The sequence below is a fragment of the Streptomyces sp. NPDC006450 genome, assembly GCF_040612195.1.
In the GTDB taxonomy this organism is placed as follows: Bacteria; Actinomycetota; Actinomycetes; order Streptomycetales; family Streptomycetaceae; genus Streptomyces.
Genome location: NZ_JBEXPT010000036.1, coordinates 25271 through 45197 on the forward strand (window position 1 = coordinate 25271; position 19927 = coordinate 45197).

A 19927-nucleotide genomic window follows, 5' to 3' on the forward strand; every position below is an offset into this window, starting at 1 on the left:
TGGCCTGCTTTACAGGGCCTGCGCAAACGTAACGGTCCGGTGGTGAAGGCACCCCTGCGGTTCCCGCCCCGCCGGGCACGGTCTAGGGTTCGGGCGGAAACCGGACCAGTAGCGACAGCGGCGTGTGCGAAGGCCGGGCGAGACGACGGCGCACGGCGCGATCGGGGGACTTGGTCATGGACCGCAGCAGCACACAGGGGCAGGCCGACCCGGCGGAGCCGCCGGCGCGGGTGGTGACGCTGACGTCCGGGGACCTCACCCTCACCGTGAACCCCGTCGACGGCAGCGAGATCGTCCGCACGCACCGCCCCGGCGGCGAGCCCGCCCCCACCCCGGTCAAGCGCACCCCCGCCGCCCGCGCCTCCGCCGCGGCCGCCGCACGGCCCCCCGTACCGCCGGGCGCCCCGGCCTCCTCGCGGCCCCTGCTGGGCCGTGAGGAGGAACTCGAACGCCTCGTACGCCTCCTCACGCGCGGCCGCTCCGTACGTCTGACCGGGCCGCCCGGATCCGGGCGCACGGCGCTGCTCGACGCGGTCGCCGACGCCTGCGCGGACCTCGCCCCCGACGGGGTCGTACGGCTCTGCGGGCACGGACACCAGCAGCCCGGCGAACTGCTCCAGGCGCTGTACTCCACCGTGTACGAGGCTCCGGCCGAACGCCCCGACCGGGCCGGACTCCTCGCCCGGGTGGCGGAGATAGGCGCCGTCGTCCTCGTCGACGACCTCGACATGGGCGCCGCCGCCCTCGACGAACTGCTGCGGGCCACGCCCGAGTGCGCGTACCTGCTGACCGCCACCCCCGGCACCCGGGCCCCCTCCGACGACTCGCACCTCGAAGAGGTCTTCCTCGCCGGGCTGGCCCGCACCGACTGCGTGGCCCTGCTCGAAGCGGGCACCGGACGGGCGCTGACGGCCGAGGAAACGGCCTGGGCCGGGGACCTCGCCTTCGCCTCCGAAGGACTGCCGCTGCGCTTCGTGCAGGCGGCCGCGCTCCTGCGCCAGCGCGACGAGCTCAACCGGACCGGCTACGACGAGGAGGACGCCGAGTACGAGGAGCCCGGCGTCTTCGAGGGGAAGCCGCGCGACACCGTCTTCGTGCCGCTGCCGACGCTCGCCGAGGGCGCCGCTCCGGCGGAGCTGCTCGCCTCGCGGGTCAGCGAGTCGGCCCGGGCCGCGCTGCGCATCGCCTGCGCACTGGGCGGAGAGCTGCCGCACCACGCGCACCTGCCCGCGCTGGTCGGCGACACGCACGCCGACACGGCCGCCCGGGAACTGCTCGACTGCGGACTGCTGAGCCCCGTCGGGACGCGCTACCGGCTGGCCGCGGGGGCCGTGCGACAGCTGGAGGAGATCGGCTACGGGGACACCGCGGCCGAGGAGGCCCGTACGGCCGCCCGCCACTACGCCTGGTGGACCGGGCACGCCTCGGTGAGCCCCGAGCGGGTCGCCGCGGAGGCCGACGCGGTGCTCGCGGCGCTGGCCGGGGCCGACGTGGTGGCCGCGGTGCTGCTCGCGCGGACGGCGGCGCCGGCGTTCGCGGCCTCGCTGCACTGGGAGGCCTGGGAGCGGGTGCTGCGCGCGGGCGCGGAGGCCGCGCGGAAGGCCGGCGAGGTCGCGGAGCAGGCGTACTTCCACCACGAGCTGGGCGTACTGGCCCTGTGCGAGGGCCGCCTCGATCGGGCGCGGGCCGAGCTGGAGGCCTCGATCGGCCTGCGCGGCGCGCTGGCCGACAAGCGGGGGACCGTGGCGGGACGGCGGGCCCTGGCCCTGGTCACCGACCGCGAGGCGGCGGAGGTCCAGACGTCCCCGCCGCTGCGACTGGCTCCGCCGGCCGCGTCCGGGGGCGGGTCCGGGGGAGCTACGAAGCCGGCCGGGCCGGGTCAGCCGGGTGCGGGGGCACCGGGTGTTGCGGGCGTCCTGCCCGTTCCGGGTCTGCCGGGACTCCCGCCGGGGCCGGGGACTGCTGCCGGGGCTGCACCGGCTCCTGGGCTTCCCGCCCTTCCCGCGCCTCCGGGGCTTCCTGGCGCTGCCGGGACTCCGCTTGCTCCCAAGGCAGCCGGGGTCGCGGGGCCTCCGCTGCTCCCTGAGTTTCCCCGGATTCCGGGCGCTCCCGGTGTGTCCGGGGCCGCAGCGACTTCGTTGGCTGCGGGTGCTGCGGGTGCTGCGGGTGCTGCGGGTGCTGCGGGTGCTGCGGGTGCTGCGGGTGCTGCGGGTGCTGCGGGTGCTGCCCCGACTCCGCCGACTCCTCGTGCTTCCCGTACGCCTGGTGCTGCCGGGACGCCGTCCGTTCCCGTGGCCCCCTCGGCTCCCGTGACTCCGGCGACCCTGTCGAAGGCCCTCGCCGCCCTGCCCGGGGCGGGTGCCGGGGCGGGTGCCGGGGCCGCCCCCGTACCGGAACGCGCGGCGACGCGGGCTCCGGACGCCTTCACGACGGTGGTGCCCGCGGTGGCCCCGCCGGGCTCGGTCGCGCCCGCGACCCTGGCCGAGGTGTTCGAGGACGCCTTCCCCCTCACGCCCGAGCCGGCTCCGGCGCCCAGGGAGCTGCCCGAGCCGAAGCCGAAGCAGAGGCCCGGTCGCAAGCCGATGCTGCTGGCCGCGGCCGGGGCGGTGACCGTCGTGGTGCTGGGCACGGTGGTCGCCCTGGCGATGGCCCCCGATGAGGAGCCGCCGCCCGCACAGGCGCCGGCGGTCTCCACGGCACCGACCTCGGAGGAGACGCAGCCGGATCAGAGCACGCCGGATCCGAGCGGCAGCGGTCCCTCGCCGGAGCCGGAGGTCTCGTCCCCCACTTCGCAGGCTTCGGGTACGACCCCGCCGCCGCGCAAGTCCCCGTCGGCGACGCCGACGCCGAGCTCGCGCCCGTCGTCGTCGAGCCCGGTGATCCCGCCGTCGCCGCCGGTGAGCAGCTCGGCCCCGCCGGTGAGCAGCCCGCCGGCTTCCCCGAGCCCGTCCGCGTCCGTGCCCGCGTCGCCGAGCCCCACGAACACGGCCACCGTGGATCCGAAGCCCCCGACGGATGCCGAGGGCGGGACGGAGACCGGGGCCCCCTGACAGCCCGTCCGCTCAGCCGGGGCGGTCGGCAGCCGCCGCCCCGCGCGGACAGGCCCTAGAACAGGCGGAGCTTGTCGTCCTCGATGCCGCGCATCGCGTTGTAGTCGAGGACGACGCAGTCCATGCCGCGGTCGTTCGCCAGGACGCGGGCCTGGGGCTTGATCTCCTGGGCGGCGAAGACGCCCTTCACGGGCGCCAGGTGCGGGTCCCGGTTCAGGAGCTCCAGGTACCGCGTGAGCTGTTCGACGCCGTCGATCTCGCCGCGGCGCTTGATCTCCACCGCCACCGTGGCGCCGGAGGCGTCCCGGCACAGGATGTCGACCGGTCCGATCGCGGTCATGTACTCGCGGCGGATCAGCGTGTAGCCCTCGCCGAGGGTCTCGATCCGGTCGGCCAGGAGCTCCTGCAGGTGGGCCTCGACCCCGTCCTTGATCAGACCCGGGTCGATGCCCAGCTCGTGCGAGGAGTCGTGGAGGACTTCCTCCATGGTGATGATGAGCTTCTCGCCCGCCTTGTTGATGACGGTCCAGACGCCGGCGTCGTCGCCGCTCCCCTCCTTGAGGGTGCACGGAGGCGACATCCAGTTGAGCGGTTTGTACGCTCGGTCGTCCGCGTGGATCGAGACACTGCCGTCGGCCTTCACGAGGATCAGACGGGGTGCCGAGGGCAGATGGGCGGTGAGCCGGCCCGCGTAATCGACGGAGCAGCGGGCAATGACGAGACGCATGGTCGGCAACGCTACTCGACCGACGGGCCTGCACGCGATTCGCCCCCGAAAGCCCCGTTCGAGGATGGCGCGTTGTATGCGCATTCTCCTGGTGCGGTACCCAGCGGGCGCCTACCGTGGTGAGCGGGAGGTTGCGACACGTGCACACTGCGTGGCGATCTCCCTCCCTGCCCGTAAGGCTCCGGCAACCCAATCGGCCGGAGTCGCGAGAGGAGAACCCATGTCGCTCGACGTCTCACCGGCCCTACTCGAACAGGCCGAGCGAGGCGAGGTCGACGAAGCCGCTTTCGTCGACTGCGTCCGGACCTCCCTGCCCTACGCATGGGAGATGATCAGCTCGTTGGTGGCCCAGCTCAAGGTGGACGGCGGACAGTTCGCCGACAACCAGACGCCGCCGCCGGACGAGCAGGCGCGTGGCCAGCTGCTGCGTGCTCTCGCGAGTGACGCGATACGGGGTGCGCTGCAGCGCCACTTCGGAGTGCGCCTGGCATTCCAGAACTGCCACCGGGTTGCGGTGTTCCCGCTGGACTCCTCGGTGGACGACCGGCTGGCCAAGTTCACTTCGATCCGTGGTCAGCTGCTCAACCAGTCGCCCGAAATGCGCGACTGCTAGCAGGAAGACCGCACGACCAGCACGACCGCACCTCCGTACGACCGCACCGCCGCACGACCGGTATCCCGCTGCCGCTCCGGTGCCAACGGAGCGGCAGCCCTGGTCTCAGCCGAGCCGGGGAAGCACCTCGGCGCCGAGACGCCGGAGGTTCTCCTCCGTCGCGGCGAGGTCACCCGAGCCTTCCGTCAGCAGGGCGAACCGCGTGATCCCCGTACGTTCCGACGTGGCCGCCAGCCGGTCCGCCGCCAGCTCCGGTGTGCCCACGGGGTGGAGATCGCACAGCAGCTCGGTGTACGCGACCGGGTCCCGCATCGCCCGCTTCCGTCCGTCCACCGTGACGTGCGCGTCCAGGCCCTGCTTGAGCCAGCCCGGCATCGCCTTCAGCAGGGTTTCGCGGGCGTCCGCCGTCCGGTCCGCCAGCTGGCAGACCCCGGCCGACACGTGGCCGGCCTCGGGCGAATGCCCCGCGGCCCGTGCCGTACGCCGCCACAGCTCGACCATGTCGGCCTTGTCCTCGTCCCCGCAGTGCATGCCCAGCAGCATCGGCAGTCCGCGCTCCGCGGCCATCCGTACCGAGCCGGGGGAGGTGCAGGCGACGATCAGTTCCGGCCCTGTCCCGTCCCCGTGCAGAGCCTCCGACGCGCGCGGTACGACGGCCACTTCGCGGAAGCCGTACCGGCCGCCGGCCTCGGCCCCACGTGCCCCCACGCGCGGCTCTGTCAGCCAGCGCCGCAGCAGGTCCAGGTCCTCCGGGAAGCGGTTCTCGTACGCGTCGAGCCCGCCGCCGAAGACCTCCAGGTCCACCCAGGGACCGCCCCGGCCCACCCCCAGGGTGAACCGCCCCTCCGACGTCAGGTGCAGCAGGGCCGCCTGCTCGCCCAGGGCCACCGGGTGGGTGCTCGGCAGTACGCTCACCGCCGTGCCCACGCGCAGCCGCCGGGTGCGGCCCAGCATCAGGGCCGCCAGGGTCACCGCGGACGGGCAGACCCCGTACGGGACGAAGTGGTGTTCGGCGAGCCAGACCGAGTCGAGTCCGGCCTCCTCGGCCACCTCGGCGGTCCGCACCGCCCGGTGCAGTGCCTCGCCCTGTCCCTGGCCCGGGAACTGGGCTGCCAGTACAAATGCTCCTACGCGCATCGCCTTTAGCCTCCTTGCGGCTGACGCGGCCTCCCCCAGGCGGACCGTTTTCCTCATCGGCAACAACGTCTGACACGTGCCAAAGGCACGGCCTGACCGGAAAGTTATTGGGATTGTCAGGCCAGTCGCGCCCATCGGCCGTCGGTACCACGGCCGTCTTCGGCCACCCTGCGGGTACCCGGGCTCGCTGCGCGTAGTCTGGGAGAAAGTCACTGCCGTCCGCCCATCCGTGAGGTATACGTGTCACCGCGCCACAACCGCCCCAGGGGCGGCGAGAATCCAGCCGATCGTTCGGACCAGGGCTCGGGCCCGGGCAGTCTGGACCGGTACGGCCTGGAGCGCACGGAGGAGTACCAGGGCGAGGACTGGAAGGTCCGGCACGTCGCGGGCGCGAGCGCCGCGGGCAAGCGCTACCGCTGCCCCGGCTGCGACCAGGAGATCCCCTCCGGCACCCCGCACCTGGTGGCCTGGCCCGAGTACGGAGGGGTCGACGACCGCCGGCACTGGCACAAGGCCTGCTGGAACGCGAAGGACCGCCGCACCTCCAAGGTGCAGCGGTCCCGCAATGCTCCCAAGTACTGAGGGGGAGAAGCCCAGAGCGAGGGGCTCGGCAGGCACCGGGCGGTGCGGCCACCCGGCCCCCTACACGTCCCGGCGGCCGACCACCACGTACGAGGCGGCGACAGCGGCGCCGGTCACCAGCAGGATCAGCACCATGTGGCTCAGGCTGCTCGGGCTCACGACGGCGCCTTCGGCGACGGCGGCCGGGTCGTCGCTGGTGGGCATCCCGAACAGCTGTATCAGTGCCATGGGCGAGTTGTACTGGAGCAGGGCCCGGCCGACCGGGGCGAGGGCCTCCCAGATGCTGACCACCGCCCCTATGACCGGGGGCAGCGTGACGACGCCGAGCATGACGGCGACCGCCCCCGCGGAGTGCCGCACCAGCGCCCCGACCGCCAGGGCCAGGACGCCGAGCAGGGTGACGTAGAAACTGCCCAGGATCCCGGAGGCCCACTCGGTGCCCGAGTGCGGCCCGGCGCCCGGGCCGTCGCGCAGGATCGACGCGGCCAGCCCCACCAGGCAGACCGACCCGGCCGTCGTGAGGAACGCGGTGAGGCCGAAGACGAGGTACTTCGCGGTGAGCACCCGGTACCGGTCGGGGGCCGCCGTGAAGGTGGTGCGGACCAGGCCGGTGCCGAACTCGGAGGTGATCGTCAGCACCCCGAGCACCATCACCGCGAGCTGGCCGACCAGCAGGCCGAAGAGGGCCGGGGCGATGAACGGCATCTGCTCGTAGTCCAGGGAGCGGGTCTGCGCGATGACCGCGCCGCCGATGCCGACGACGAGCAGCACCAGCACGCCGAGCGTCCACACCGTGGAGCGCACCGAGGTCAGCTTGGTCCACTCCGAGGCCACCGCGTGCCCCAGGTGCGGCCGGGGGTTCGGCAGCGGCGAGTTGTAGCCCGCCGCCGGGCCCTGCTCCCCGGCGGTCGCGGTCGTGGGGGCGGTCATCGGGTGTCCTCGGGCTTCTGCGCGGGGGTGTGCACGGGATCGGGGGAGTGCGCGGCGCCGGGGGAGTGCCCGCTCCCGGCGAGCTCGCCGGGGCTGCCGGGCATCAGGAACGGCTGCCCGCCGCTCCCGGGCGGCGGGGGCGCGAAGAAGCCCGCCGCGGGGACCTGGAGGGCCTCGGCGGCCTCCTGGGCCTCCTCCTCCCACGTCGGGACGCTCAGCGGTTCGGGCTCCCAGAGCTCGGCGCGCGGGTCCTCGGTGGAGGTGTACTCGACGGAGGACTGGGTCATCCGCATGTACGCCTCCTCCAGCGAGGCCCGGTGCGGAGACAGCTCCCACAGCCGTACCCCGGCCATGTGCGCGAGGTCGGAGATCCGCGGCAGCTCCAGCCCGGTCACCCGCAGCGCGCCGTCGGGCTCCCGGAGGACCCGGCCGCCCGCTCTGGTGAGGACGGAGCCCAGGGTGTCCCATCCGCCCGGCTCGGTGTCTGCCGTGCGGACCCGGGCGAATCCGGCCGAATTGTGGGTGATGAACTCCTGGGTGCCCATGTCGGCGAGCAGCCGGCCCCGGCCGATCACGATCAGGTGGTCGGCGGTCAGCGCCATCTCGCTCATGAGGTGGGAGGAGACGAGGACGGTGCGGCCCTCGGAGGCAAGCCGGCGCATCAGATTGCGGACCCAGAGGATGCCCTCCGGGTCGAGGCCGTTGACCGGCTCGTCGAAGAGCAGCACCTGGGGGTCGCCGAGCAGGGCGGTCGCGATGCCGAGCCGCTGGCCCATGCCGAGCGAGAATCCCTTGGCGCGCTGGCGGGCCACGTCCTGGAGCCCCACGACGCCCAGCACCTCGTCCACCCGCTTCTCGGGGATCCCGGAGAGCTGGGCGATCGACAGCAGGTGGGTACGGGCCCGGCGGCCGCCGTGGACGGCCTTGGCGTCGAGCAGGGCCCCGACGTGCCGCTGGGCGTTCGGGAGCTCGCGGAAGGGCAGGCCGTTGATCGTGACCCGGCCGGCGGTGGGCCGGTCCAGGCCGACGATCATGCGCATCGTGGTGGACTTCCCGGAGCCGTTGGGCCCCAGGAATCCCGTCACGTGACCGGGCTTGACCTGGAAAGAAAGGTCGTCGACAGCGGTCTTCGCGCCGAAGCGCTTGGTCAGGCCGACTGCCTCGATCATCTTGCTGCCCCTTGCCAGGCCGGGACGACTGTCGCCCGCGTAAGGGTTAAGAGGATATCCAGTCCCTTGCGGTTCCATGTCGCCCCCGACCCTGAGCTACCCCTGAGAATCGACCCGGGGATCCCCCGTAGTACGTCAGGCGTCCCTCTTCTTGAGGACGAGGTAGCCGCCGATGGCCGAGGCGGCCACCCACAGGAGCATGATCCCGAGGCCGCCCCAGGGGCCGTAGGGGGTCTCGGGGCTGCCCATGGCGTCCGGAACGACCTGCATGATCTTGGATCCCGCCTTGTCCGGCAGGTACTGGCCGTACTTGCGGGTCGCGTCGAAACCGCTGAGGAGGTTCGAGACGATCAGGAAGAACGGGATCAGGATGCTGATCGAGGCGACCGAACTGCGCAGCATCGTGGCCACGCCCATGGAGAACAGGGCGAGCAGCGCCATGTAGAGCCCGGCGCCGACGACCGCCCGCAGGACGTTGTCCTCGCCGATACCGATGCCGCGGTCGCCCAGGATCGCCTGGCCGAGGAAGAACGACACGAAACTGGTCAGCAGCCCGACCACCAGGGCCAGCGCCGTGGCCACGGCGAACTTGCCCGCGAGGAAGCCGCCGCGTCCGGGCACGGCGGCCAGCGAGGTGCGGATCATGCCCGAGCTGTACTCGGTGCTGACGACCATCACGCCGAAGACGATCATGGCCAGCTGCCCGAACCCCATTCCGGTGAAGCTCAGCAGGGTGGGGTCGAAGGTTGCCCTCTCGATCTCGCTCAGGTCGTCGAAGGTCGCGTTGACCAGGGCGCAGAAGCCGGCGCCGAAGCCGACGGTGACGAGGAAGGCGACGGCGAGGGTCCAGCTGGTGGAGGCGACCGTGCGGATCTTGGTCCACTCGGACTGGAGGACGGCGGAGAAAGCCATGATCACTCGCCGCCCTTGCGCGTCGCCTCGAAGCCGGCGCCCCACGCGGGTACGTCGGCGGGCCGGGCCGGGTTGTCCGCCGCCATGCCGGGACCGGCCGGGAAGCCGGCTGCCCCCGGTGCGTGGGCGTGGTACTCGACGGAGTCCGCCGTCATGCGCATGAACGCTTCCTCCAGTGAAGCCCGCTGCGGGCTGAGTTCGTGCAGCACGATCTGGTGCTGGGCGGCCAGCTCGCCGAGCCGCTCCGCCTCCACGCCGTCGATCTCCAGGGTGCCGGTGGCCGGGACGCTGATCGCGTCGATGCCGGCCTCGTGCAGGACGTCCTTCAGCCGTTCCTGCTGCGGAGAGCGCATGCGGACGTAGCTGCGGGAGTTCTGCTGGATGAAATCGGCCATGGACAGGTCGGCGAGTAGTTTTCCCTGTCCGATGACGACCAAATGCTCTGCGGTCAGAGCCATTTCGCTCATCAGATGGGAAGAAACGAAGATCGTCCTTCCCTCAGCCGCCAGCCCCTTCATCAGATTGCGGATCCAGAGAATTCCCTCCGGGTCCAGACCATTGACGGGTTCGTCGAACATCAGGATCTCCGGGTCGCCGAGCAGCGCGGAGGCGATGCCGAGCCGCTGGCCCATACCCAGCGAAAATCCCTTCGACTTCTTCTTCGCCACGGCCGTCAGGCCGACCAGGTCCAGCACCTCGTCGACCCGGCTGCGCGGGATCCGGTTCGACTGGGCGAGGCAGAGCAGGTTGTTGTACGCGCTGCGGCCGCCGTTCATCGACTTCGCGTCCAGCAGCGCCCCGATGTACTTCAACGGCTCCGGCAGGTCCCGGTAGTGCTTCCCGTCGATCCGGACCGTACCGCTGGTCGGATTGTCGAGGTCGAGCATCATGCGCATGGTCGTGGACTTGCCCGCCCCGTTGGGGCCGAGGAAGCCGGTGACCACCCCCGGTCTGACCTGGAAGCTGAGGTTGTCCACGGCGGTCTTCGCGCCGAATCGTTTCGTAAGGCCCTCGAGCTCGATCATTCCGCCACGCTAGAACGCCCGAGGGCCCTACGCCACCTCTTACTGGTGACGAAGGGCCCTCGGTGTCGAAGCGGATTGTCGTCCTCCGCCAGTTGGTGCCGGAAGCCTACGGGCGACGGGCGACCGCAGACCGGCGGCAGCCGGCTAGCGGCTCTGCTGCGCCGGAACGCCGCGGGTGACCGGCTCGTCGTCGATCGGCGCGGAGGCGGCGGCGACCGCGGCACCCGTCAGCGTCGCCAGCATCTCGCGGACGTTGGTGAGCTGCGCGTTGATCGAGTCGCGGCGGTTGGTGAGCGCCGCCAGCTCGCGCTCGGACTCGCTGCGGATCCGGTCGGCCTTGGCGTTGGCGTCGGCCACGATGTCCTCGGCCTGACGCTGCGCGGTCTCCACGGTCTGGCGGGCGCGACGCTCGGCGTCCGTACGGAGCTTCTCGGCCTCCAGGCGCAGCTGCTCCGCGCGGTGCTCGATCTCCGCGAGACGCTTCTCGGCCTTGGCCTGACGGCCGGCCAGGTCGCGCTCGGACTGCTCGCGGCGCTTGGCCAGGTTGGTCTCGAAGTCCGCGGCGGCCTGGGCGGCCTTGGCGCGGGTCTCCTCGAAGAGCGCGTCGGCCTCCTCGCGCTTGGAGGCGGCGTCCTTCTGGGCCTCGGTGCGCAGGGAAGCGGCGTCGCCCTTGGCCTTCTCGACGATCCGGACGCCCTCGTCCTCGGCGGTCGACTTCCGGTCGGCGGCGAACGACTCGGCGTCGTTGCGCACCTGCTGGGCTGCCGACTCGGCGAGTTCGCGGTGCTGCTCGGCCGCGCGACGGGCCTCCTCACGGAGGTCCTTCGCCTCCTCCTCGGCCAGGCGCAGGATCTTCTCGACCCGGGCGCCGAGACCGGCGTACGACGGCTCGGCGTCGTTCACCTGAGCCTGGGCGTTCTGCGTCTCGAGGTGCAACTCCTCGATCCGCTTTTCCAGAGAGTTGATACGTCCGAGGGCGCTGTCACGGTCGGAGACCAGCTTGGTGATGCGGTCGTCCACCTGACCGCGGTCGTAACCACGCCGCACGAGCTCGAAGCCGAAGGGGGAGGATGTGTCGCTCATGGGGTTCCTGTCGAATGAGACCGATGAGGTGCTACGCGGGGTGTTAGGTGTTAAGGGGAATCCTAGGCGCCAAGACGGCGTGTCATCGAGTCAATCCGCGTTTGATCTGGACAATGACACCCCTTTTGAGTGGCAAGGCGACAGAATGCTTGTCACTCGTTCGCCTGAACCTCCATCAGGAGCACAGAGTCGAGTGTGCTGACTAGCCCTCTGACGTCTTGCCACCCGAACGAGTGGAACCCGCTGTCGCACCGGCCTTCACGCCCCCCGCGCCCTGGCCGCCGACCCCGGGCTTTCCGCCACCCGAAGGTGCCTCGAATGATTCCAACGCCTCAAGAACGTCCTGGACACGGGAGATCTCCGCCTGAATGTCCTCGCGCCTGCGCACGAGGACCTCCAGCTCGCGCCGGCCCTCCTCGACGAGCCGCTCGGCCTCCGCCTTCGCTTCCGCGAGAGCGGCCTCGGCCGCCCGGACCAGCTCGGCCTTCTTCTGCTCGGCCTCCTTGAGCAGCGCCTCCGCCTTGCGCACCGCGGCGATGCGGACCTTGCTCGCCTCGCTGCTCGCGTCCGACACCAGCTCCTTGGCCTTCGCGTCGGCCTCGACGCTCTGCTCGGTCGCCGCCCGCACCAGCTTGTCCACGCGCTCGCCGGCCGACTTCATCTGCTCGGCGGACTCGCGGCGGGCCCGCTCGTGCAGCTCCTCGACCTCCGCCTCGACGCGGCTGCGCAGCTCCTCCGCCCGCTCCCTTATGGCCGACGCGTCGCTGCGCGCCCCGACCAGCAGCTCGTCGGCGTCCGTACGGGCCTTCTCCACCAGGGAGTTGCCCTCCACGGTCGCCTCCGAGGAGATCCGCGCGGCCTCCTTGCGCGCCGCGTCGACCATCGCGTCCGCCTGCTCCTCGGCCGCCGTCGTGGCGGCCAGTGCCTGCTTCTGCGCGTCCCCGGTGAGCTTCTCGGCCTCCGAGGAGGCCTCCGTGATGAGCCGGTCGACCTGGGTCGCGGCCTCGCTGCGGCGCTTGTTGGCCTCTTCGCGGGCCCCGTCCAGCACCCGCTCCGATTCGGTGCGCGCCTCGGCGCGGATCCGCTCCGCCTCGGTGGCGGCCTCGGCCTTGACCCGCTCGGCCTCGGACCGGGTGCGGGTCGCGTGCTCCTGGGCCGAGGACAGCGCCTCGGAGGCCTCGGCCCGCAGCCGCTCGGCCTCGTTCGCCGCCTCGCCGACCGTGCGCTCGGTGTCCTTGCGGGTCTGCTCGGTGAGCCGGTCCGCCTCGGCGACGGCCTCGCCGACCAGGTGGTCCGCCTGCTCGGCGGCCTCGGTACGGATCCGGCCCGCCTCGGCGCGCGCCTCGTCCAGGGTCCGCTCGGACTCCCGCTCGGCGCTCGCCAGGGTCTCGTTCGCCGCGACCGTGACCCGGTCCGCCTCCGCGGTGGCCTCGCCGATGATCCGGCCGCCCTCCGCGCGGGCGTCGTCCAGCGTGCGTGCCGCCTCGGCGCGCAGCCGGTCGGCCTCCGCCGCGGCCTCGCCGACGGTGGCCTCGTTGGCCGTGCGCGTCTCCTCGACGAGCCGGTCGCCCTCGGTGCGCGCGTCGATGAGGATCCTCGTCGCGTCCCGCTCGGCCCCGGCCAGCGCCTGCGCGGCCTGCTCCGTGAGCCGCTGGGCCTCGGCCTTCGCCCCGTCCAGGGCGGCGGCCGCCTCGGCGCGCAGCGCCTCGGCCGCGGTCCGGGCCTCGCCGATCGTGGCCTCGTTGGCCGCGCGCGTCTCCTCGGTGTGCCGGTCGGCCTCCGTGGTGGCCTCGGAGATCAGGCGGTCCGCCTGCTCGGCAGCCTCCGTGCGCAGCCGGTTGGCCTCCGAGCGGGCCTCGTCCAGCGTGCCCGCGGCCTCGGTACGGGTCGCCTCGGCGGCGGCCTCGGCCTCGGCCGTGAGTCGCGCCGCCTCCGCCGCGGCCGCGGCGATCGTGGCCTCGTTGGCCGCGCGGGTCTCCTCGGTGCGGCGCTCGGCCTCGGCCGTGGCCTCGGCGACGATCCGGCCACCCTCGGCGCGTGCCGCCTCCAGGGACTCCGCGGCCTCGCCGCGGATCCGGTTGGCATCGTCGCGGGCGTCGGCCTTCGTGCGGGCCGCGTCGCGCTCGGAGGCGGCCAGCGCGTCGGTGGCCTCCGTGCGCACCCGCTGCGCGTACTCCGCCGTGTCCGTGCGCAACTGCTCGGCCTCGGCGATCGCGTCGCCGACCGTCCGCGCGGCCAGCTCCTTCGCCGCGTCCGTCTCGGTGCGCGCCTCGGTGCGGATCCGGTTGGCGTCCTCGGTGGCCCGCTCCCGCTCGGCGTACGCGTCGGCGCGGACCCGGGCGGACTCCTCCTCGGCCTCCGTCCTCGTGCGCTCCGCCGCGTGCTCGGCCGCGCTGCGCAGCCCCGCGACCTCTTCCTCGGCCTGTTCGTGCAGGCCGGCCACGGCGTCGCGCACCTGCTGGGCGGTGGCCTCGGCCGCCGCGACCACCTCGGACGCGCGCCGCTCGGCCTCCTCGGTGAGCCAGACGGCCTCGGCCGTGGCCTCCTCGGAACGCTTGCGGGCCTGGGCGAGGAGCTCCTCGCTCTCCTCCCGGGCCTGCGCCCGCTCGCTCTCCGCGTCCGTACGCGCCGAAGCCAGGGTCTCCTCGGACTCCCGGCGGCGCCGGGCGGCCTCCTCCTGGGCGGCGGCCAGTGCCTCGGCGGCCTCCTGCGCGACCCGCTCGGCGGCGGCCTTGGCCTCCGCGCGCAGCCGGTCCGCGGTCTCCTGCGCCTCTGAGCGCAGCCGCTCCGCCTCCGCCTCGGCCTCGCCGGTCAGCCGTACCGCGGTCTGCTCGGCCTCCGCGCGGACCCGGCCGGCGTCCTGTGCCGCCTCGGTGCGCAGCTGCTCGGCCTCCGCCTCCGACTGCGTCTGCAGCGTGCGGATCCGCTCCGCCGACTCCGCCCGGAGCCGGTCGTTCTCCTCGGTGGTCTCCTTGCGGATGTTCTCGGCGGCCGCCCGGGCGTCGCGCAGCGTCTGCTCGGCCGTCGTCAGGCGTCCCTCGGCGTCGGTGTGCAGCCGGACGAGCTCCTCTTCGGCCTCCGCCCGCTTCGCCGCCAGCGCCCGCTCGGTCTCCTCGCGCCGTACGGCCGCCGCGGCGTCCGCCTCGGCCCGTACCGACTCCGCCTGCTCCTCGGCCTCCGCGCGCAGCCGCGTCGCCTCGGCGCGGGTCCGCTCCAGGGTCTCCTCGGCCTGCTTGCGCAGGGTGGTGGCCCGCTCGACGGCTTCGCCGCGGACCCGCTCGCTCTCGGCGTTGGCTCCGGAGCGCACCTCGTCGGCGTCCGCCCGGGACTTGCCCAGCAGCTCCTCGGCGGTGCGGGCCGCCTCCTCGATCTGCTGGACCGCCTCGCGGCGGGCCTCGCCGCGGATCCGCTCGCCCTCGGCGACGGCCTCCGCGCGCAACTGCTCGGCCTCGCCGCGCAGCCGGCGGGCCTCCTCCTGGAGCTCGACCGTGCGGGCCCGGTACTCCTCCGTGTCGTCCTTCGCGGCGCCCTTGAGCTCATCGGCCGTGGCCGCGGCCTGGGCGCGCAGCCGCTCGGCCTCCGCCTCGGCCTCGCCGCGGATCCGCTCGGCCTCCTCGGACGCCGCCCGGGTGGTGGCGCGGGCGTCCTCCGAGGCCTTGTTCAGGACCTCCTCGGCGGTGCGGGCCGCCTTCGCCAGCTGGGCCGCCGTGTCCTCGGCGGCCGCGGTACGGGCCTGCTCGCCGGCCTCGGCGCGCAGCCGGTCGGTCTCCGCGCGGGCATCGGCGAGCGCCTGCTCGGCCTCGGCCTTGAGGATCTCGGCTTCCTTGGTGGCCTCGCCGACCAGGCGGGCCACCTGCTCCTTGGCCGTACGGGTGCGCTGCTCGTTGACGGATTCCGCCGAGGCGAGCTGACGTGCGGCGCTCTCCTTGGCCTCCGCCAGCAGCTTCTCCGCGGCCGCGCGCGCCTCGCGCAGGGCCCCTTCGGCCTCCTGGGTGCGCTGCTCGGCGACCCGGCCCAGGTCCATCGTCTGGCGGCGGGTCTGCTCGGCCTCGGCGGAGGTGGTGGAGCGCAGCCGCTCCGCGTGCTCGGTGGCCTCCTGGGCCTGCGCGGAGGCGGCGGTCAGCAGCCGCTCGGCCTCCTTGCGGGCGCGCAGCAGCGTCGACTCGGCTTCGGCGCGGGCGGCTTCGTTCTCGGAGGCGAGCCGGCGGGTGGCCTCGGAGGCGACCCGGGCGGCCTCGGCCCGGGCGGTGTTCAGGGTCTGCTCAGCCTCGACACGGGACTCTTCCATGAGCCGGCGGGCCTGCGATTCGGTGCGGGCGCGCAACTGCTCGGCCCAGGCCACGTTCTCGTTGACGTGCGCTTCCACCGTCTGGCGGCGCTCGCTCAGCTCCTGGTCCAGGCGCTGGCGGCGGTTGACGGCCTCGGCGTGCAGTTCGGCCTGGAGGCGCGCCTGGTGCTCGGCGTGCTCCTGCAGGATGCGCTGGGTCTGCGCCCGTACGTCGCGCAGTTCGCGCTCGGCGTCGGAACGCATCTGATCCGCCTGGATCTGGGCATTGCGAAGCAGCTGCTCCGCCTGGTAGCCCATGTCCGCGCCGTCGTAGGCGGGGCGGGACGCCAGATTGCGGCGTACCTCGTGGAGCTTGGCGCGCAGCACCTCGACCTGGTATCCCAGGTCATCGGCGTGCTGGACGGCCTTCCCGCGTTCCTTCTTCAGCCGCTCCATCTCGGCTTCGAAGCGCGAGAGATGGTCGGCCTCGGCCTGATGGCTCTCCTGGCTTTCGTAGCCCCGCACAGCGCGGTCCCATCCGTCCCCTGGTCGCAAGCCCGATCCCGAACGAGCACCGTCCGCCCGCTGAACGACGCCCCCGGGGAATGGTGTCAGATCCCGGGTCGGGCGATACAGGCCACGACCCCGTCTCCGCACCGAACCCCGGCCGAGCCAAAGCCACTCTACCGGCCGGGGAAACGGGACATCAGTGGTCGGGGTTGCTCGTGACCAGTTCGGTGAGGACGCCGTGGCAGTCCTTGGGGTGCAGGAAGGTGATGGAGGAGCCCATCGAGCCGGTGCGGGGCTGGTCGTAGAGGACGCGGACCCCCTTGCCGCGGATGGCCTCCGAGTCGCCCTGGACGTCCTCGGTGCCGAAGGCGATGTGGTGGACGCCCTCGCCGTTCTTGGCGAGCCACTTGCCGACCGCGGAGTCCTCGCGGGTGGGCTCCAGGAGCTGGAGGTAGGAGGCTCCGCCGTCGGAGGTCTCGTTGATCTTCAGCATGGCTTCGCGGACGCCCTGCTCCTCGTTGACCTCGGAGTGGAACACCTCGAAGCCGTACGTGGCACGGTAGAACTCAACCGTCTTGTCCAGGTCGAAGCAGGCGATCCCGATGTGGTCGATTCTTGTCAGCATGGACACAGTGCAGCGCTATCAGGGGCGGTTACGCAACGTGCGCGCGATCACACTGACGTGCCGGTGACGGCACGGGTACCGCTCAGTACATTCGGGTAAACCCTCGTTCACTCCTCATCTTCAAGGGGCTGTGCTCCATGTCCGGAACGAACAACACCACGTCAGTGATCGTCGCCGGGGCCCGCACGCCCATGGGGCGACTGCTCGGCTCGCTGAAGTCCTTCTCGGGTGCCGACCTCGGCGGCTTCGCGATCAAGTCCGCGCTGGAACGGGCCGGGATCTCCGGCGACCAGGTCCAGTACGTGATCATGGGCCAGGTGCTCCAGGCCGGTGCGGGCCAGATCCCGGCCCGCCAGGCCGCCGTCAAGGCCGGGATCCCCATGAACGTGCCCGCGCTCACCATCAACAAGGTGTGCCTGTCGGGCCTGGACGCCATCGCCCTGGCCGACCAGCTCATCCGCGCCGGGGAGTTCGACATCGTGGTCGCGGGCGGTCAGGAGTCCATGACCAACGCCCCGCACCTGCTGCCGAAGTCCCGTGAGGGCTTCAAGTACGGCGCCATCGAGATGCTCGACGCGATGGCCTACGACGGCCTCACCGACGCCTTCGAGAACATCCCGATGGGCCTGTCCACCGAGACGCACAACTCCCGCCTCGGCATCGAGCGGGCCCCGCAGGACGCGTTCGCGGCCACCTCCCACCAGCGCGCCGCCGCCGCGCAGAAGAACGGCGTCTTCGAGGCCGAGATCACCCCGGTCGAGATCCCGCAGCGCAAGGGCGAGCCGGTGGTGTTCTCGCACGACGAGGGCATCCGGGCCGAGACCACGGTCGAGTCCCTCGGCAAGCTGCGCCCGGCCTTCGCCAAGGACGGCACCATCACCGCCGGCACGTCCTCGCAGATCAGCGATGGTGCGGCCGCCGTGGTCGTGATGAGCAAGTCCAAGGCCGAGGAGCTGGGCCTGGAGTGGCTCGCCGAGATCGGCGCCCACGGCAACGTGGCGGGCCCGGACAACTCGCTCCAGTCGCAGCCCTCCAACGCGATCCTGCACGCCCTGAAGAAGGAGGGCCTCGGCGTCGAGGACCTCGACCTCATCGAGATCAACGAGGCCTTCGCGGCGGTCGCCGTCCAGTCAATGAAGGACCTCGGCGTGACCCCGGAAAAGGTGAACGTCAACGGCGGCGCCATCGCCCTGGGGCACCCGATCGGCATGTCCGGCGCCCGTGTGGTGCTGCACCTGGCGCTGGAGCTCAAGCGCCGCGGCGGCGGGGTCGGCGCGGCCGCCCTGTGCGGGGGCGGCGGCCAGGGCGACGCCCTGATCGTCCGCGTCCCGTAGTGGACGGGCGGCCGGCCGGCCGCCCGCACCCTTGTCCGTACGAGATCCGCGGGAACCGCGAGAACGAAGGAGCGCAGCAAGCATGACGGCGGTGGACGTCCCCCAGCTGGTGGCCCAGGCCCGTGAGGGCAGGCCGCGAGCGGTCGCCCGGCTGATCTCGCTGGTCGAGGGGGCGTCCCCGCAGCTGCGCGAAGTGATGGCGGCGCTGGCGCCGCTCACGGGCAACGCGTACGTGGTGGGCCTCACCGGCTCCCCGGGCGTCGGCAAGTCCACGACGACCTCGGCGCTGGTCTCCGCGTACCGGCAGGCCGGCAAGCGGGTCGGCGTCCTGGCCGTCGACCCGTCCTCGCCGTTCAGCGGGGGCGCGCTGCTCGGCGACCGGGTGCGGATGTCGGACCACGCCTCCGACCCGGGGGTGTACATCCGCTCCATGGCCACCCGCGGCCACCTGGGCGGACTCGCCTGGGCCGCCCCGCAGGCGATCCGGGTGCTGGACGCGGCCGGCTGCGAGGTGATCCTGGTCGAGACCGTCGGGGTCGGGCAGTCGGAGGTGGAGATCGCGGCGCAGGCCGACACCTCGGTGGTGCTGCTGGCCCCCGGGATGGGCGACGGGATCCAGGCCGCCAAGGCGGGCATCCTGGAGATCGGCGACGTCTACGTGGTGAACAAGGCCGACCGGGACGGCGCGGACGCCACCGCCCGGGAGCTCAACCACATGCTGAGCCTCGGGGAGTCCCGGGGCAAGGGCGACTGGCGGCCGCCGATCGTCAAGACGGTCGCGGCGCGCGGTACGGGCATCGACGAGCTGGTCGAGGCGCTGGAGAAGCACCGGGCGTGGATGGACGAGCGCGGGGTGCTGGCGCAGCGGCGTACGGCCCGGGCCGCGCGCGAGGTGGAAACGATCGCGATCACCGCGCTGCGGGCCCGGCTGGCCGACGTGCACGGCGACGCCCACCTGGAGGCCCTGGCCGGGCGTGTGGCGGCGGGCGAGCTGGATCCGTACGCGGCGTCGGACGCGCTGCTGGCGACCCTGACGGAACCGGCGGAACCGGATGCGGAGCCCGCGGGCCGGTCATAGACTGGCGAACGCCCGGAATGCCCAACGCAGGGAGGTTTCATGGCGAAGCGCGGTAACAAGAAGCGAGCCCGCAAGAAGAAGAAGGCCAACCACGGAAAGCGTCCCAACGCCTGACCGTGAGCACTGATCACCTACGGAAGCCGCACCCCGTCCACGGGGTGCGGCTTCCGTGTGTGTGGAGCGCGGGGCTCAGTTCCCGTCGTCGCCGTCATCGGACTCGGAGGAGACCACCTTGGCCGCGGCGGTGGCCGCGTGGTGCGCTGCATGGGACCTCCTCCGGTCGGCCACGTGCGCCTACGGCCGCTCGGCTGGGCCGGCTGCGAGTACGTGGTCCCCATGGGTCCGGTGATCCGCCGGGGCGGGCGCGCCGAGCGGCCTGTCTCAGGCCTTGCCGCGGCCCGCGCGCAGGTGCTCGGCGACCGGTCCGAGGGCGCCGCGCAGCGCGGCGATGGCGTCCGGGGTGAGCAGGTCGATGAAGTGCCGGCGGACGGACGCCACGTGGTGCGGGGCGACCTTGCGCATCGTCTCCATGCCCTCGGGCGTGAGGACGGCGTAGAGCCCGCGGCGGTCGGACTCGCAGTTCACGCGGCGGACGAGGCCCGCCGATTCCATGCGGGTGATCTGGTGGGAGAGCCGGCTCTTGGACTGCAGGGTCGACGTCGCGAGATCGCTCATCCGCATCCGGTGTTCCTCGGATTCGGAGAGGTTCACGAGGATCTCGTAGTCGTTGTTGGTGAGCCCGAACGGCTGGAGGTCCTTTTCCAGCTGGTGCATCAGCAGTCTGCTGACGTCCAGGTGGGTGCGCCAGGCGCACTGCTCGGCGTCGTTCAGCCAGGGTGTGGCCGTCTCGGTCTCGATGGTCTCCATGAAAGAACTCTACCTAAA

15 protein-coding genes are annotated in these 19927 nt (G+C 72.7%); 5 read left to right on the forward strand and 10 right to left on the reverse strand.

Annotation, left to right across the window (positions count from 1 at the left end):
- The first annotated feature begins 176 nt into the window (after nucleotides 1-176).
- Nucleotides 177-3050 carry an ATP-binding protein gene (locus ABZY57_RS14275; RefSeq protein ID WP_356511603.1) on the forward strand — a complete coding sequence of 958 codons (2874 nt, stop codon included), beginning with the start codon at nucleotides 177-179 and terminating at the stop codon, nucleotides 3048-3050.
- Between the two features lie 55 nt (nucleotides 3051-3105).
- On the opposite strand, the gene nucS is transcribed toward ABZY57_RS14275, so the two are convergent.
- The gene (gene nucS / locus ABZY57_RS14280) at nucleotides 3106-3777 is read right to left on the reverse strand and encodes an endonuclease NucS (RefSeq protein WP_356511605.1); all 672 of its coding nucleotides are present in this window, start codon (nucleotides 3775-3777) and stop codon (nucleotides 3106-3108) included.
- A 220-nt stretch (nucleotides 3778-3997) separates the two neighbouring features.
- Here nucS and ABZY57_RS14285 point away from each other — a divergent pair, with 220 nt between their 5' ends.
- A complete protein-coding gene (locus ABZY57_RS14285; RefSeq protein ID WP_243336246.1) occupies nucleotides 3998-4390 on the forward strand; it encodes an SCO5389 family protein in 393 nt (130 codons plus the stop codon).
- A 105-nt stretch (nucleotides 4391-4495) separates the two neighbouring features.
- On the opposite strand, the gene ABZY57_RS14290 is transcribed toward ABZY57_RS14285, so the two are convergent.
- Entirely contained in the window at nucleotides 4496-5527 is a 1032-nt protein-coding gene (locus tag ABZY57_RS14290) for an LLM class flavin-dependent oxidoreductase (protein WP_356511607.1), read from the reverse strand.
- Nucleotides 5528-5767: 240 nt separating this feature from the next.
- Between ABZY57_RS14290 and ABZY57_RS14295 the strand changes: the two genes are divergently transcribed.
- Complete coding sequence (locus ABZY57_RS14295) at nucleotides 5768-6109, forward strand: ATP/GTP-binding protein (protein WP_254384262.1); 342 nt, start codon at nucleotides 5768-5770, stop codon at nucleotides 6107-6109.
- Between the two features lie 60 nt (nucleotides 6110-6169).
- Here ABZY57_RS14295 and ABZY57_RS14300 read toward each other — a convergent pair whose 3' ends face one another.
- The 7 genes from ABZY57_RS14300 to mce form a co-directional block, all read right to left on the reverse strand.
- Complete coding sequence (locus tag ABZY57_RS14300) at nucleotides 6170-7039, reverse strand: ABC transporter permease (protein ID WP_356511609.1); 870 nt, start codon at nucleotides 7037-7039, stop codon at nucleotides 6170-6172.
- Nucleotides 7036-8208, reverse strand: a complete 1173-nt coding sequence (locus tag ABZY57_RS14305) for an ABC transporter ATP-binding protein (protein WP_356511611.1) — start codon at nucleotides 8206-8208, stop codon at nucleotides 7036-7038. The genes ABZY57_RS14300 and ABZY57_RS14305 overlap by 4 nt, the downstream gene beginning before the upstream one ends.
- A 135-nt stretch (nucleotides 8209-8343) precedes the next feature.
- Nucleotides 8344-9123, reverse strand: a complete 780-nt coding sequence (locus tag ABZY57_RS14310; RefSeq protein ID WP_356511642.1) for an ABC transporter permease — start codon at nucleotides 9121-9123, stop codon at nucleotides 8344-8346.
- Nucleotides 9123-10145 carry an ABC transporter ATP-binding protein gene (locus tag ABZY57_RS14315; RefSeq protein WP_356511613.1) on the reverse strand — a complete coding sequence of 341 codons (1023 nt, stop codon included), beginning with the start codon at nucleotides 10143-10145 and terminating at the stop codon, nucleotides 9123-9125. The genes ABZY57_RS14310 and ABZY57_RS14315 overlap by 1 nt, the downstream gene beginning before the upstream one ends.
- Nucleotides 10146-10289: 144 nt before the next feature.
- Nucleotides 10290-11228: a cellulose-binding protein gene (locus ABZY57_RS14320; RefSeq protein ID WP_243336252.1), complete on the reverse strand. Its 939-nt coding sequence runs from the start codon at nucleotides 11226-11228 to the stop codon at nucleotides 10290-10292.
- 202 nt (nucleotides 11229-11430) lie between these two features.
- On the reverse strand, nucleotides 11431-16020 hold the full coding sequence (gene scy, locus ABZY57_RS14325) for a polarized growth protein Scy (RefSeq protein WP_356511615.1): 4590 nt from the start codon (nucleotides 16018-16020) through the stop codon (nucleotides 11431-11433).
- A 181-nt stretch (nucleotides 16021-16201) separates the two neighbouring features.
- Nucleotides 16202-16630, reverse strand: coding sequence for a methylmalonyl-CoA epimerase (gene mce, locus ABZY57_RS14330; protein ID WP_274549601.1), 429 nt, complete (start codon nucleotides 16628-16630; stop codon nucleotides 16202-16204).
- Nucleotides 16631-16767: 137 nt separating this feature from the next.
- On the opposite strand from mce, the gene ABZY57_RS14335 reads away from it, so the two are divergent.
- Both ABZY57_RS14335 and meaB read left to right on the forward strand, forming a co-directional pair.
- Nucleotides 16768-17964 carry an acetyl-CoA C-acetyltransferase gene (locus ABZY57_RS14335; protein WP_356511617.1) on the forward strand — a complete coding sequence of 399 codons (1197 nt, stop codon included), beginning with the start codon at nucleotides 16768-16770 and terminating at the stop codon, nucleotides 17962-17964.
- Nucleotides 17965-18046: 82 nt separating this feature from the next.
- A complete protein-coding gene (gene meaB, locus ABZY57_RS14340) occupies nucleotides 18047-19042 on the forward strand; it encodes a methylmalonyl Co-A mutase-associated GTPase MeaB (protein WP_356511619.1) in 996 nt (331 codons plus the stop codon).
- Nucleotides 19043-19423: 381 nt separating this feature from the next.
- Here the strand turns inward: meaB and ABZY57_RS14345 are convergent, their stop codons facing one another.
- Nucleotides 19424-19900, reverse strand: coding sequence for a MarR family transcriptional regulator (locus ABZY57_RS14345; protein WP_243336369.1), 477 nt, complete (start codon nucleotides 19898-19900; stop codon nucleotides 19424-19426).
- Nucleotides 19901-19927: the final 27 nt, after the last annotated feature.